Origin of the sequence: Limosilactobacillus gastricus DSM 16045, from assembly GCF_001434365.1 — a bacterium.
GTDB classification, from domain to species: domain Bacteria; phylum Bacillota; class Bacilli; order Lactobacillales; family Lactobacillaceae; genus Limosilactobacillus; species Limosilactobacillus gastricus.
Genome location: NZ_AZFN01000018.1, coordinates 1 through 13145, shown reverse-complemented (window position 1 = coordinate 13145; position 13145 = coordinate 1). Strand labels below are relative to the sequence as shown.

Annotated in this window: 19 protein-coding genes, 1 tRNA gene and 1 other annotated feature; of the genes, 2 read left to right on the top strand and 18 right to left on the bottom strand. The window is 40.3% G+C overall.

Annotated elements, in window-relative coordinates; genetic code table 11:
- The first annotated feature begins 45 nt into the window (after positions 1–45).
- Complete coding sequence (locus FC60_RS06765; protein ID WP_056937673.1) at positions 46–390, top strand: hypothetical protein; 345 nt, start codon at positions 46–48, stop codon at positions 388–390.
- Positions 391–407: 17 nt separating this feature from the next.
- Here the strand turns inward: FC60_RS06765 and recN are convergent, their stop codons facing one another.
- The 18 genes from recN to FC60_RS09825 all read right to left on the bottom strand — a co-directional run bounded on the left by recN (position 408) and on the right by FC60_RS09825 (position 12946).
- Entirely contained in the window at positions 408–2096 is a 1689-nt protein-coding gene (gene recN / locus FC60_RS06760; RefSeq protein WP_056937672.1) for a DNA repair protein RecN, read from the bottom strand.
- A gap of 15 nt (positions 2097–2111) precedes the next feature.
- Entirely contained in the window at positions 2112–2582 is a 471-nt protein-coding gene (locus FC60_RS06755) for an arginine repressor (protein ID WP_056937671.1), read from the bottom strand.
- Between the two features lie 10 nt (positions 2583–2592).
- Entirely contained in the window at positions 2593–3414 is an 822-nt protein-coding gene (locus tag FC60_RS06750) for a TlyA family RNA methyltransferase (protein WP_056937670.1), read from the bottom strand.
- Positions 3415–3425: 11 nt separating this feature from the next.
- Positions 3426–4295: a polyprenyl synthetase family protein gene (locus FC60_RS06745; protein WP_056937669.1), complete on the bottom strand. Its 870-nt coding sequence runs from the start codon at positions 4293–4295 to the stop codon at positions 3426–3428.
- Positions 4296–4304: 9 nt separating this feature from the next.
- On the bottom strand, positions 4305–4622 hold the full coding sequence (locus tag FC60_RS06740; RefSeq protein WP_056937668.1) for an exodeoxyribonuclease VII small subunit: 318 nt from the start codon (positions 4620–4622) through the stop codon (positions 4305–4307).
- Positions 4623–6146 carry an exodeoxyribonuclease VII large subunit gene (gene xseA / locus FC60_RS06735; RefSeq protein ID WP_056937667.1) on the bottom strand — a complete coding sequence of 508 codons (1524 nt, stop codon included), beginning with the start codon at positions 6144–6146 and terminating at the stop codon, positions 4623–4625. It abuts the gene before it with no gap.
- Positions 6136–7041 (bottom strand): bifunctional methylenetetrahydrofolate dehydrogenase/methenyltetrahydrofolate cyclohydrolase FolD, encoded by a 906-nt coding sequence (folD, locus tag FC60_RS06730; protein WP_007122169.1) that lies wholly within the window; start codon positions 7039–7041, stop codon positions 6136–6138. Before folD ends, xseA begins: the two co-directional genes overlap by 11 nt.
- Positions 7042–7086: 45 nt before the next feature.
- Complete coding sequence (gene nusB, locus FC60_RS06725) at positions 7087–7503, bottom strand: transcription antitermination factor NusB (protein WP_056937666.1); 417 nt, start codon at positions 7501–7503, stop codon at positions 7087–7089.
- A 2-nt stretch (positions 7504–7505) separates the two neighbouring features.
- Positions 7506–7937: an Asp23/Gls24 family envelope stress response protein gene (locus FC60_RS06720; protein WP_007122171.1), complete on the bottom strand. Its 432-nt coding sequence runs from the start codon at positions 7935–7937 to the stop codon at positions 7506–7508.
- 69 nt (positions 7938–8006) lie between these two features.
- Positions 8007–9089, bottom strand: coding sequence for a M24 family metallopeptidase (locus tag FC60_RS06715; protein ID WP_056937665.1), 1083 nt, complete (start codon positions 9087–9089; stop codon positions 8007–8009).
- Between the two features lies 1 nt (position 9090).
- Positions 9091–9639 (bottom strand): DapH/DapD/GlmU-related protein, encoded by a 549-nt coding sequence (locus tag FC60_RS09785; protein ID WP_056937664.1) that lies wholly within the window; start codon positions 9637–9639, stop codon positions 9091–9093.
- 84 nt (positions 9640–9723) lie between these two features.
- Positions 9724–10203, bottom strand: coding sequence for a GNAT family N-acetyltransferase (locus tag FC60_RS06705; RefSeq protein WP_056937663.1), 480 nt, complete (start codon positions 10201–10203; stop codon positions 9724–9726).
- Between the two features lie 10 nt (positions 10204–10213).
- On the bottom strand, positions 10214–11116 hold the full coding sequence (locus FC60_RS06700; RefSeq protein WP_056937662.1) for a DMT family transporter: 903 nt from the start codon (positions 11114–11116) through the stop codon (positions 10214–10216).
- A 113-nt stretch (positions 11117–11229) separates the two neighbouring features.
- A complete protein-coding gene (rpmA, locus tag FC60_RS06695) occupies positions 11230–11511 on the bottom strand; it encodes a 50S ribosomal protein L27 (protein ID WP_007122175.1) in 282 nt (93 codons plus the stop codon).
- A 23-nt stretch (positions 11512–11534) separates the two neighbouring features.
- On the bottom strand, positions 11535–11861 hold the full coding sequence (locus tag FC60_RS06690) for a ribosomal-processing cysteine protease Prp (RefSeq protein WP_056937661.1): 327 nt from the start codon (positions 11859–11861) through the stop codon (positions 11535–11537).
- Between the two features lie 12 nt (positions 11862–11873).
- Entirely contained in the window at positions 11874–12182 is a 309-nt protein-coding gene (gene rplU, locus FC60_RS06685) for a 50S ribosomal protein L21 (protein WP_007122177.1), read from the bottom strand.
- Positions 12183–12194: 12 nt separating this feature from the next.
- Positions 12195–12266 (bottom strand) — a sequence feature (ribosomal protein L21 leader region).
- A 73-nt stretch (positions 12267–12339) separates the two neighbouring features.
- Positions 12340–12720 (bottom strand): TetR-like C-terminal domain-containing protein, encoded by a 381-nt coding sequence (locus tag FC60_RS06680; protein ID WP_162252186.1) that lies wholly within the window; start codon positions 12718–12720, stop codon positions 12340–12342.
- On the bottom strand, positions 12662–12946 hold the full coding sequence (locus FC60_RS09825) for a TetR/AcrR family transcriptional regulator (RefSeq protein ID WP_056937659.1): 285 nt from the start codon (positions 12944–12946) through the stop codon (positions 12662–12664). Before FC60_RS09825 ends, FC60_RS06680 begins: the two co-directional genes overlap by 59 nt.
- Before the next feature lie 82 nt (positions 12947–13028).
- Here FC60_RS09825 and FC60_RS06670 point away from each other — a divergent pair.
- Positions 13029–13102, top strand: a tRNA-Arg gene (locus FC60_RS06670).
- Positions 13103–13145 lie beyond the last annotated feature (43 nt).

The following is a 13145-nucleotide window of genomic DNA, read 5'->3' as shown; positions in this document are numbered from 1 at the left end:
GTTCGTATAATAATTTTATACAAACGAATGTTCGGAGGAAAAAATATGCGACAACTTAAAACATCACTTTTGGATCGTAGTGCAAATTATTTAGTCAATCGTTTTAACAATTTTTTCTCATCGTCCGATGAAGATCCAGTACGTCTCCAACAAAGTAAACCGCTACCCAAATTAACCAAAGCAATTATTTCCCAACGTTTCAGTATTGCTGTCAACACCGCTAGTCCGGTAACTTTGCAAATCAAACCACTCTCAGCAGCTGGAGGTTTAATAACCATTAGTGGAATTATAAAACCTCTCCATCATAATTTTTATCAGCTAAAAGATCATGAATTAACCTATCTTTTCAGTTCTAAACAAATTTCTTATATTAATTTTAGCCAAAAATAGAAGCTCATTACGAGCTTCTATTTTTTCTCTTTCGCCATTTCTAATAACTCTTGGGCATGCTCTAAAGCTAATTCAGTCACCGTTTCCCCAGCTAATATCCGCGCCAATTCTTCAACCCGTTGTTGTTCGTTTAAAGTGCTAACAGTTGTAATCGTCCGCTGATCATGAACTGCTTTTCGAATCAAGAAATGGTGTTGTGCCACGGCCGCAACTTGCGGTAAATGAGTAATACATAAGACTTGCGAATGTTGAGCAATTAAGCGAATTTTATCAGCAATTGCTTGAGCCACTCGGCCACTGACCCCTGTATCAACTTCATCAAAGACGATACTAGTTACCCCTTCTGCAGAAGCAAACACTGTTTTTAAGGCTAACATCACCCGAGACAATTCGCCACCCGAAGCAATTCTAGCTAAGGGTCCCATCGATTCTCCCTGGTTAGTTTGAATATAAAATTCGACATCATCAATTCCGGTTGCTAAAAATTGACCTGCAGGAACCTGTTCAAAATGCACCTTAAAAATGGCTTTTTCCATGTATAGATCATGTAGTTGTTGATCAACTAATTGGGCTAACCGCTCCGCAGCCTGCTGACGAACTTGACTGAGCTTTTGCCCTAACTTGGTTAATTGCGTAGCCAATTGCGCAATCTGATCGTCTAAATCTTCATCAGAATGGGCTGCTTCTTCCATTGTTGATAATTCTTGGCTAATTTGATCATAATAAGTCAGGATATCATTGATTGTGCTTCCATACTTATGTTCTAAATTTCCAATTTGAGTGAGTCGCTCGTCAATTTCGCTGAGTCGGCTTGGCTCGTATTCTAAGTTATCTAATTGGCGACTAGCTTGATCAGCCACATCTTGCAGAGAGTAATAAGCCTCATCAAAAGTTTGGCTTAGGTCTTGATAATCCTGATCATAAGTGGCAATCGCCGCTAGCTCTTGCATCGAAGCACCAAGCTGGTCTAAAACCGGCACTGGTTCATTCTCATTTAACATGCCAACAACCGTTAGTAGGGCATCATTGATTTGCTGAAAATGACTTAAACGTTCTCGCTCTTGTCTTAATTCTTCTTCCTCATTAGGTGATAGGTTAGCTTCCTCAATTTCATTAACCTGATAGCGTAACATATCTAAACGTTGCGCCCACTGCTGTTCGTTCGCTTTTTTCGCTTTAACCCGTTCGGATAAATGTCGATATTGTTGATATAAAGTATGATAATCTTGCTTAATTTCATCAACTTCTTGTTGGGCGTATTGATCTAGCATTCCCAAATGTGATTCCGGTTGCATCAACTGTTGATGTTCATTTTGCCCTTGAATATCAACCAGCCCCCGTCCAACCTGTTTTAAAATGGTCGTATTGACTAAAGTTCCATTTATTCGAATGGTGTTACGACCATTTCGATGGATTTCTCGACTAATAATTAAGCCCGATTCATCATAAGGAATTCCTAGCTGATCAAGTTGTTCAAGCATAAGCTGGTCGGTTGGTAAGGTGAATTGACCTTGTAGACTAAGCTTTTCAGCGCCACGTCGAATAAACTCTTGTGATCCTCTTCCACCAGCTAACAGGCCGACTGCATCAATAATAATTGATTTCCCAGCCCCGGTTTCTCCTGATAAAACCGTCATATGATCAGCAAAAGTAAGGGTTAAATGATCAATGATGGCTAAATTGTCAATCGTTAACTCTTGAATCATACTATCACCTACCAACTATGCTAATTGAGCAATATACGTTTGCAATTCACGGGCGCCTTTTTCCGTGTCACAAACAACCAAGACTGTTGAATCATCACCAATGGCAGTAAAAACGTGTGGAAAGTCCCCCTGCCGAATTACCATCGCAACCATCGGTCCGTGACCAGGAACCACCGAAATCGAGACATAATTATTTAATTGATTAACCTGTAAAATATCGGCACCATTAATCATGGCAGAAGGTGCCCTTACATTACTAGCCTCATTTCGTCGATTATTCAGTCGATTGATTGGCATTTGATAATGGGCTACCCCATTTTCACCAACCACTTTAATTAGTTTCATTTCTTTAATATCACGAGAAATAGTAGCCTGAGTAACTACAACATTCATATCTAAAAAGCATTGCACTAAATCTTCTTGACGCGCAATGTCTGTTTGTTCAATAAATTGTTGAATATATTGTTGGCGTTCGGATTTTTTCATCTACTCACCTTTATTCTTGCGTATTTAATTCTTGTTTAGCTCTTGCTAGCACTTGATCAATGTTAATTGCCTGACTGACAATTCCTGGCTGATCACTTAGTTTTAAATGAACTAAGAATTCAATATTGCCTTGTCCACCTTTAATGGGTGAAAAATCCAAATTTAAAACATCAAAATGCGCTTCCTTAGCGTATCCAATCACTTGGTTAATCACTTGACGGTGAACTTTGGGATCCTTCACAATGCCATGTTTCCCTACTTTATCTTTACCAGCTTCAAATTGAGGCTTAATTAAGGCTACCACTTGCCCGCCTACCGGTAAAATCTCGGCCAGTGGTGGAAAAATTAATTGAAGCGAAATGAAGGAGACATCAATGGAACTGAATTCTGGTTGTCCAGCCGTAAAATCTTCTAACTTGCTATAGCGGAAATTAGTTTGTTCCATCACCACAACCCGCGGGTCTTCCCGTAATTGCCAAACTAATTGATTCGTCCCAACATCTAAGGCATAACTCAATTTAGCCCCATTTTGGAGCATCACATCAGTGAAGCCACCAGTGGATGATCCAATATCGAGCACAATCTTATCTTTAACGGAAATCTCAAAAACTCGTAAAGCTTTAGCCAATTTTAAGCCCCCTCGGCTAACATAGGGCATCTTCTTCCCCTTTAATCGAAAGGTAGTAGTTTCATCAATTTTTTGCCCTGGTTTATCGAGTCGTTCACTATTTTTTCCAAGGACTTCACCGGCCATTACTGCTCGTTTAGCTTGTTCTCGTGAGTCAAATAAGCCTTGGCGAACTAATAAGACATCGACACGTTCTTTTCCCATTCATTTTCCTTTCAATTATAATAAGCCAATAATTCATCTAACCCTGTAAAATCAGCTTGTGTTAAAGTAGTTAACCGTTCTTGACTGACTTTTGCTGCTGTTAAAACCTGCGATAACTTTTTTTCAGCGCCAGGTAAACCCAATAAAGCCGGATAGGAGTTTTTGCCACGCTCTGCATCTTTATGGGTAGCTTTACCTAAATCTGATGACGTAGCTGTTACATCTAAAATATCATCATAAATCTGGAAAGCCAGTCCGTACAAGGCCCCAAAATTTGCTAACTCATCACTTACTTCATCATCAACTTCAGCAATCACACCACCAGCAACGGTGGCGTATTCCAGAAGAGCCCCAGTTTTTTGGGCATGAAGCTTTTGTAGTTGCTCAATTGATAAAGTTTCACCAGTAGCTAAAATATCGCGAACTTGTCCCACCACCATGCCAGCAGGGCCTGCGGCTTTTGATAATTCTAAAGTTAAGCGCGCTTTAACATTGGATGATAATTGATTATCCGTTAACCATTGAAATGCCAAGGTTAAAAGACCATCACCGGCTAGAATTGCGATCGCCTCACCAAATTGCTTGTGACTCGTAGGCTTACCACGTCTTAAATCATCATTATCCATTGCTGGTAAATCATCATGAATTAATGAATATGTATGCAGTAATTCGAGGGCACAAGCTGCTCTTAAGACATCCGAATTCAGTTCCACGCCTAAAATCTGCGCTACCATTAACGTCATGGTCGGTCGGAGTCGTTTCCCGCCAGCATCCACGGAATAATTCATGGCCGCTGATAAAGTGGCTTCATCAATATCATCCGCCAAGTTCGTCAATAAGTACTGATTAACCCGCGCTTGTAATTCTGATAATGTTTGCATCTTTACCACCTAGAAAGGATTATCATCTGTTTCCTGATCTTTACTAGTAAATTGTGATTGATATCCTTGATTTTGCACCCCATTATTACTTAGATCATCACCGGCATCTTCTGCTGGTTGTAATTCGCCGTTTTCATCAACTAATTTAGCCAAGGTTGCCTCGGCTTGATTTAATTGTTGCTTTAAATTTTTAGCAATTTCCATTCCATCACTAAACTGCTTAATTGATTCATCTAGAGATAATTCACCTTGTTGTAAGTCTTTAACAATATTTTGTAAGGAAGCTAGTTGCTCCTCGAAGGTTGGTTGTTTCTTTTTCGCTGGCATTTATAAAACCTCATCTTCTTTATTCTTAATTTCCGCTAGAGCCTTTCCATTTGCAAAATGGAGTTCAACAGTTTGACCAAGTTCTAATTGATCCATCCCAGTAATGACGGTTTGTTGCTCATCAGTAACATATGTATAGCCGCGTTTTAATAGGTTTAACGGGCTCAAGGAATCAAGTTGATCAATTAAAGCATCCGTAACTTGCTCTAAACCTTTTAAGCGATAATTCTCTTCACTTATAAGCTGGCGGCTTATGGTCGTTACTTGTTGATTTAAATTCTTTAGAGATTGTCTTTGACGATTTAGTTGAGCTTGATAAGCAAACCTTAATTGTTGGCTTGTATTTGTAAGTAATGCTTGTTTTGCGCTTAGTTGCGATTGATATGCATGTATTAATTGTTGACTGATTTGCACTCGTAACAGATTTTGTCGTGCCAACTTTTTGGTTGGTGATTGACTAATCAACCGATCGCGCATTTGTTGATACTGGCGTTCTTTCACTTGCAGCTCACTATTTAAAGTTGTTGTTAACTGATGAAGTAATTCGTCAACTTGTTGCATTGACCGAGCTAATAAACGATCTGGCGTTTGCAGGATTGAATTATCGACTAAACTTGCTACATACCGTTTTAAATCTTGCAGCCGATTTTTCATTTGCCGATATAATTGAATTTGCAATTCGTCAACAGTCGCCACAACATCTGACAATTCCCATGCACTGGCGATTTCAGCCGCGGCCGTCGGGGTCGCAGCGCGAACGTCTGCTGCTAAGTCCGCAATTGTTGTATCTGTTTCATGACCAATCGAAGAAATCACAGGAATTGTCGAAGCCGCAATCGATCGACCAACCACTTCTTCATTAAACGGCCACAGATCCTCTAAAGAGCCACCTCCACGCGCAATGATTAAAGCATCATAACCGCCGTCTTGATTAACGTGTTCAATTTGAGTCGCAATCTCATTAGCCGCGGTTTCGCCTTGCACCCGCGTGGGATAAAATATTAATTGAACTAATCGATTTCTCCGCCGCATGGTCGTGATAATATCATGCATCACCGCTCCATTGGGACTGGTAACGACCGCAATTTGCTTTGGAAAAGGCGGGATTAAACGATGGGGCCGATCAAATAGGCCTTCCGCTTTAAGCTTTTTATACATTTGTTCAAAAGCAATCTGTAAGGAACCCACTCCTGCAACTTCCATTTGTTCAGCATAAAACTGATAGCTTCCCGTCGGCTCATAGACACTAATCCAACCTTGAAGCACGACTTTCATACCATTTTCAGGCTGAAATTTTACCTTTTGAAAAGCACTCTTAAACATCACAATTCGTATTTTAGCCGGATTTGTGATCTTATCGTCATCATCTTTTAATGAAAAATATTGATGGCCCGATCGCTGACGAAAATCGGTTAATTGGCCGACCAATAAAACCTTTTGATTTAAATAAGGATCAACATCAAATTTGGTTTTAATATATTTAGTTATTTGGGCAACTGTTAAGCATTCTTGCTCATTGATCATCTCGAATACTCCACTCGGCTAAATCAACCGTTTGCGCCATCAGACTGGCAATGGTCATCGGACCTACACCGCCTGGTACTGGCGTTAACATTCCCGCTACTTCTTTGACCGAATCATAATCCACATCACCAATTAGCTTGCCTTTTTCTGTCCGGTGAATCCCTACATCAATTACAATTGCCCCTGGTTTAACCAACTCACTGGTTACAGCTTGGGGCTGCCCAATCCCAACAATTAAAATATCAGCTTGTCGGGTAAAGGCTTCCGGGTCTTTGGTATGTCGATGAACCATCGTGACGGTAGCATCTCGATTAATCAAGAGTGCTTGCAAGGGCCGCCCCACCAAAATACTACGTCCCATGATTACCACGCGTTTACCAGCTAATTCAATTCCATAATGATCTAGCATTGTCATAATGCCCCGTGGAGTACACGAAACTGGATAATTACCTGGTTCATTATTATAGAGACGTCCAACATTCATTGAGTGAAAACCATCGACATCTTTATCCGGACGGATCGCTTGTACTAGCGCGTGTTCATCCAAATGTTTTGGCAATGGTGATTGAATCAGAATCCCATGAATCATAGGGTCTTGGTTGTATTCTTGTAGGACCGCCATCACCTCTTCTTGCGTAGCCGTTGCCGGCAAATGCATTAATTGAGAATTCATCCCTAACCGCAAAGCCATTTTATCCTTATTACGCGTATAAATAGCACTGGCTGGATCATCGCCAACATAAATCACTGCAATTCCGGGAGTAATGCCCCGTTCTTTTAAGGTTGCGACCCGTTTAGCGGTCCGCTCATTTAGATTTTTTGCCACGGCTTTTCCATTGAGAATTTCCACAAGCTCGTCTCCTCTAATTCTAAATTCTGGTTTTAATTCTAACATAAAAACCGCCAATAAAGGCAGCCCTTTATTCACGGTTTTGTATATTTATTCACTTGCTTGATGACCAGTTATATTACCTAACACGCCATTTACAAAGCGACGTGATTTATCATCACTAAACGTTTTCGCTAATTGTAAAGCTTCATTAATTACCACTGGTGCTGGGGTTGATTGATCATATTCTAATTCGTAAATTGCTAACCGCAAAATGATTACATTAGGCCGGGCAACTCGGGCTAAGGTCCATCCCTTAGCTAAACTAGCACTAATTTTTTCGTCTAATTCATCCTGATGTGATAAAACCCCGTCAACTAACTGTTGAGCAAATTCTGGAACGGGCTCCTTAGGATTCAAAGTCAAGACTTCTTGAAAAATTGGATACTGATCGATTTCCGGTGAAGCATCTAAAGCAAATAAGGTCTGAAAAGCTGCTTCCCGAAGTCGATGACGACTAAAACTCACAATTAGGCACCTTCTTCTTCATCGTTAGCAAAGATATTATTCGGATCAACCTGCTGTTCTTGCTTCGGCATGACAATCCCTTGAACATGAACATTTACTTGTGAAACATGCAGATCGGTCATTAACTCAATCTGTTGACTAACCTTCGTTTGAATTTCGGTGGCGACCTTAGGAACAGAAACCCCATAATTTAAATAAACATCAACGTCAATCACAAGGTTTTCTGGATCATGAGCCAACTTAACCCCGCGGCGATGTCCGCCACCAGATAAGCCAATTAAAGCCCCAACGTTATTAGCAATTGATCCATGCATCTTGGAAACACCGTCAATTTCATTGGCCGCAATTCCAGCAATTATTTCTAAAACACTTGGTGAAATTTGAATATTTCCATCTTCATCCCGATTTAACACAATCGTTGATTCTTCAGGCATGATATTACCTCCTGCACAAAATTAATCCATGTTTAATTGTGCCTTATCCATCCATAAATTGCAACTAAATCATGCCTTAGAAGTAGCAACAACTAAATCAGTAGGGGCTTTGGTGATAACCTCGACACCAGCATGACTAACAATCACATCATCTTCAATCCGAACCCCAAATTTACCTGGTAAATATATTCCCGGCTCAACTGTTAAAATTTCTTGATGCCGTAATTTTAGTTTTTTCGTTTTGGGGCCATAACTAGCTGGAAATTCATGAACCGCCAGCCCAATCCCGTGACCCATTCCATGGTTAAAGTATTGTCCATAACCCGCTTGATCAATCAAAAACCGGCCGGCCCGATCAGCCATATTACCAGCCATGCCCGCTTTCATATGATCAATGACCGCTTGTCGGGCTTGATTAACCAATCGATAGACTTTTTCAATCTCAGGAGTGGCCTGACCAATCACAAAGGTCCGCGTCATATCAGCAGTATAGCGATCTACAAAATAACCAAAATCTAAGGTCACAACGTCACCAACTTGAATTGATCGATCTGAAACGGTGGCATGAGTCTTGACGCTATTAGGACCACTGGCTAAATTCGTCGGGAATGAGGCTTCGCTAGCACCATGTTGTTTCATAAAGGCATCGAGCTGGTCGGCCACTTCTTTTTCCGTCATCCCTGGTTTTATAATTGATAAAACGTACTGATATCCTAGATCATGAACATGAGCACTTTGCCGTAATTTACTCAGTTCTTCGGGATCCTTGATTCGCCGTAATCGTTCAACAATCCGATCGCAAGCTACCATGCCGACTGGCATTAAATCATCTAGGCTTTCATAATCGCGATAAGATAGCGTATTTTCAAAGCCAACAATTTCGACTTCTAGTTTTCCTACCAATTCCGCTAATTTACCGAAATAATCACGCGTTATTAAGCCCATTACTTGATCGTTCTCTAATTCATCGAGATAGGTTTCATAACGATCATCAGTAATGATAACGGCTAGGTCATTGGTTACAAACAAGAGTCCATCTCCAGCCATTAACTCAATCCCTGTCAAATAATAAATATTAGCAGGATCTATAATAATCAAAGAGTCAATATATTGTTTGACAAACTGTTTTCGTAATCGCTCAAGTCGTGTCATTTTAATCTCCCTTCATAAATTTAGACGATTCTAAAGTCTTTAAAGGACGAGCTGGGTTCCCAACCACCACCGTATTATCAGGAACATCATGGGTGACCACACTAGCCGCACCAATAACCGCATTTTGGCCAATCGTAACTCCCGGTAAGATGGTTACATTCGCTCCGATCCATGCATTTTCTTTGATATGTACCGGTTCAATTGTTAATATCTCACGTTCATATAAATCATGGTTATTAGTGATAATCGATACTCCCATTGCTAACTTGGCCCCATCTTCAATCATAATTTTTCCAGCGGCCATACATTTAAAGTATGGATTAATGCTGACCCTATTACCGATTTTAAGATTAGCTGCCAAATTAATATAAATGGGTCCTTCAATAAAACAATGCTCACCTAATCCACTAGTGAATAATTCTCGCAATGTCGCTAAATATTCTGAGCTCTGTGGTAATTGATGGTTGAGTTTAAACACTAACTCACGGGTTCGAGCGATTTCTGCCCGTCGCTCTGCTGGTTGATTTCTCAAATCTAATTGTTCTGTCATTTGCCAACCTCCCCTTATATTTTAGCACCCTTAATATTAAAAAACCGCTAATTGTCAGTGGATTAAACTACCATTAGGGGTGAATTAAGATAACATTTTAATATAAAAACGATTCATTGTTTGATGAGCAGCTGCTTGGATCGGTTGCTCTAATAAATGGAAACCAGCCTTTTCATAGATATGAATGGCGGCGGTTAAATTGGAATGGGTCTCTAAATATAATTTTCGGTAACCAGCTTTTCGGGCCGCTTCTTCGATATGATTAATTAACTGATACGACCATCCATGTCCTTTCGCCTCCGGAGCAAAATATAGTTTTTGTAGTTCGGCAATTCCTTGATCCGGCAAATATTCACCAAAGCCTGCTCCACCAACTACTTTTCCTTGATCTTCGACAACATAGTAATCTCGCAGCTGCGACTGTGCATAGTAACGAGCCAGATCATCTAATTCAGGATCAAAATAAGCTGTTCCGGGAATTGCAAGATCATGTTGAGCCAGTCCTTGTTGAATAATCATTTTAAGAGTCGAGTTATCTGCCGGTTGAATTAATCGAATGTTCATGAAGATCTCCTCACTTACGCTTAGCTAATGGGTTAGTTGGAATGGCTTGAATCAAAGTTGTCGCCACAATTAATAAAGATCCTAGGGTGGTTGCAAATGTTAACCGGGTTCCTAATAGAGTCACCGCTAAAATCGTCGCCACTAAAGGTTCAAAGGCGGATAAAATTCCTGTCACAGACGGTGAAACATACCGAATACTTTGTACAAAAAGGGTATAGGCCAGCGCAGTTCCAAAAATAACGACATAAGCGACCAATAGCCAGTCAAAAATATTTAATTGGGGGGCTGCTTCGATGAATAAGATTGGTGAAAGGATAATTCCGCCTATGAACATTGCCACTCCACACATGACACTGGCATCGTATTTTTGCATTAACTGCCGAGGCAACAAAGTATACAATGCAGCAGCCACGGCTGACCACAAGCCCCAAGCTAATGCTTGATGAGTCAGCATCAGGCTACGTATATTACCACCGGTCACCAGATAAAAGGTCCCTACTAAGGCGAGAACAATTGAAATAAGATCAATCCGACGAGGCCATCGTTTTGTCACTAAGGCCATCCATATAATAATGAGGATCGGTGAAAGATACTGTAAAACGGTTGCGGTTGGTGCGTTACTATATTTAACCGCGAAAAAAATAAGAAAGTTGCGAGTTCGTAACCCCAACAGAGCAAATAAAATTATCTTCCACCAACTGACACGATCATGCCAAATCATTACCAATTGTGATCGCTGCTTACCGACACTCCAAATTAATAACATTAAACCCGCAAACAACATCCGAATGGCAACAATCCACTCAGTTTTAAGATTGGTATCGGTAAATAGATATTGAACGGCCGCACCAGATCCTCCCCAAAGTGAGGCACCTGCAATCGCCAAGATGATTCCTTTTGCTTGTTTCGACATTTTTCTTCCCCAAAAGCTTTGTTAATATTTACTTAGTATACGCACCATTATCAGTAGAAACAATGACCAAAAGAAAAACTCCGCTGATTTTCATCAACGAAGTCTTTAAATTTTTATTCAGCTACTGGGTATACAGATACCTTCCGCTTATCACGACCAAGGCGTTCGAACTTAACAACACCATCAGTCTTTGCAAATAAAGTATCATCTCCACCACGACCAACATTAGTACCTGGATTGATATGGGTACCACGTTGACGATAGATAATTGAACCAGCTGTCACGAATGAGCCGTCAGCAGCCTTCGTACCTAAACGACGACCAGCTGAGTTACGACCGTTGGCAGTTGACCCACCCCCTTTGTGGTGAGAGAAGAATTGAAGATTCATAATCATAGGTATTCACCTCCAGAAATAGATTAGTTATTAAAAACTTTTACTTCAATATGATCTGAGTAGTTATCCTGAATATCAAGGATTCCATTGAGAAATGTTTGCATAATAATTTGCGCATCATGTCCCAAATCGATATCCTTAACTTCGAGATACCCTCCATTGTTTTGATCCTGGATAATCTCTGGATGAGTATGAACAACTTGTTCTAACCCATTGACCGATGAGATCGCTAGGACCGATACCGCTGCACATACAATATCCTGACCATAAGGTCCAGCATCCGCATGTCCAGTCAGCTTAAATGAAATTACTCGTCGATCATCGGTTAACCAAAAAGTTGCCCGAATCATCTAAGAACTCCATTAAGCATTGATTGCGTCAATCGTAACCTTAGTGTATGGTTGACGGTGACCCTTCTTGTTGTGGGTGTGCTTCTTTGGCTTGTACTTGAAAGTAACCACTTTCTTTTCCTTACCTTGCTTATCAACAGTTCCTTCAACCGTAGCGCCATCTACGAATGGAGTACCGATCTTAGTATCATCACCACCAACGAAGACAACTTTGTCAAAAGTAACCTTGTCACCCGCTTCAGCGTTAAGCTTTTCAACGTAAACAGCTTGTCCTGCTTCAACCTTGTATTGCTTACCGCCTGTTACAATAATAGCGTACATTCTGTGCACCTCCTTAAATCTTAGACTCGCCGAACAAGTAGCGTAAAGCTTTGATCACTTGTTATCGTGCGGTTGTAGATGTCAGTTCACAAATACAACATTTGTATAATACCAAAAACCAGCCTGCTGGTCAATCATCTCAACCTAAATTATCTGCTTAATTAGACAATACTTTCCCTTTATAAAAGGTCTGCCAGCTATCATCGCCAACCTGAGTAACTAGCTGATCAAACCCACTTTCAATTACTTTAGCTAAATATGCGCCGTTGTAAATCATCCCGGACGATAACCACTCATGAATGACATTCATAATCGCACCTGTCATTAAGGTTGCTTTAATGTTGACCATTAAATGTTCCAAGCCAACGGAATCATTTGCTTTTAGATGTTTCACAATTTCTTGTTTAAATCGTTCTTCCAAGCATTGGTATAAACAATCATCACGTTGATCCGCTAATAGTGTCTGATAGACCAGGTGATCATTTTGGATGTGGATTAAAGCTTGTTCGAAAGAACAAGTACCGCTGTTGATTCTCATCCTCAATCATGCAAGAATCAAACAAAGTATCAACAATCTGAAGATTAATTGCGTGCAAGAAATCATTACAATCATGATAATGCAAATAAAAGGTCCCCCTAGTAATATGGGCATGTTGAATCAATTTAGAAATTGTAATTTTCTTATGTTCTGCTTGTTTTAATTCAATTAGTGCATCCAATAATTTTCGTTTTGTCTTTAGAACCCGTAAATTTTTGTTTGTCATATAAATTTCCTCTATTATTGATCTTCTAGGTATTCAGAATTGACATGCCCACAGTTCCTTTTTATACTTAAAAGGATTGTTTGGGGCGATAGCTCAATCGGATAGAGCATCGGTCTTCTAAACCGAAGGTTGTGGGTTCGATTCCCACTCGCCTCATGAAAAAAGTCAGTTGAGAAGTGAACCCCCTAAGTTGGACAGA

Coding starts and splice junctions, on each gene's coding strand:
- FC60_RS06765 (WP_056937673.1), top strand. CDS start 46: ATGCGACAACTTAAAACATCACTTTTGGATCGTAGTGCAAATTATTTA.
- recN (WP_056937672.1), bottom strand. CDS start 2,096: ATGATTCAAGAGTTAACGATTGACAATTTAGCCATCATTGATCATTTA.
- FC60_RS06755 (WP_056937671.1), bottom strand. CDS start 2,582: ATGAAAAAATCCGAACGCCAACAATATATTCAACAATTTATTGAACAA.
- FC60_RS06750 (WP_056937670.1), bottom strand. CDS start 3,414: ATGGGAAAAGAACGTGTCGATGTCTTATTAGTTCGCCAAGGCTTATTT.
- FC60_RS06745 (WP_056937669.1), bottom strand. CDS start 4,295: ATGCAAACATTATCAGAATTACAAGCGCGGGTTAATCAGTACTTATTG.
- FC60_RS06740 (WP_056937668.1), bottom strand. CDS start 4,622: ATGCCAGCGAAAAAGAAACAACCAACCTTCGAGGAGCAACTAGCTTCC.
- xseA (WP_056937667.1), bottom strand. CDS start 6,146: ATGATCAATGAGCAAGAATGCTTAACAGTTGCCCAAATAACTAAATAT.
- folD (WP_007122169.1), bottom strand. CDS start 7,041: ATGTTAGAATTAAAACCAGAATTTAGAATTAGAGGAGACGAGCTTGTG.
- FC60_RS06720 (WP_007122171.1), bottom strand. CDS start 7,937: ATGCCTGAAGAATCAACGATTGTGTTAAATCGGGATGAAGATGGAAAT.
- FC60_RS06715 (WP_056937665.1), bottom strand. CDS start 9,089: ATGACACGACTTGAGCGATTACGAAAACAGTTTGTCAAACAATATATT.
- FC60_RS09785 (WP_056937664.1), bottom strand. CDS start 9,639: ATGACAGAACAATTAGATTTGAGAAATCAACCAGCAGAGCGACGGGCA.
- FC60_RS06705 (WP_056937663.1), bottom strand. CDS start 10,203: ATGAACATTCGATTAATTCAACCGGCAGATAACTCGACTCTTAAAATG.
- FC60_RS06700 (WP_056937662.1), bottom strand. CDS start 11,116: ATGTCGAAACAAGCAAAAGGAATCATCTTGGCGATTGCAGGTGCCTCA.
- rpmA (WP_007122175.1), bottom strand. CDS start 11,511: ATGATTATGAATCTTCAATTCTTCTCTCACCACAAAGGGGGTGGGTCA.
- FC60_RS06690 (WP_056937661.1), bottom strand. CDS start 11,861: ATGATTCGGGCAACTTTTTGGTTAACCGATGATCGACGAGTAATTTCA.
- rplU (WP_007122177.1), bottom strand. CDS start 12,182: ATGTACGCTATTATTGTAACAGGCGGTAAGCAATACAAGGTTGAAGCA.
- FC60_RS06680 (WP_162252186.1), bottom strand. CDS start 12,720: ATGAGAATCAACAGCGGTACTTGTTCTTTCGAACAAGCTTTAATCCAC.
- FC60_RS09825 (WP_056937659.1), bottom strand. CDS start 12,946: ATGACAAACAAAAATTTACGGGTTCTAAAGACAAAACGAAAATTATTG.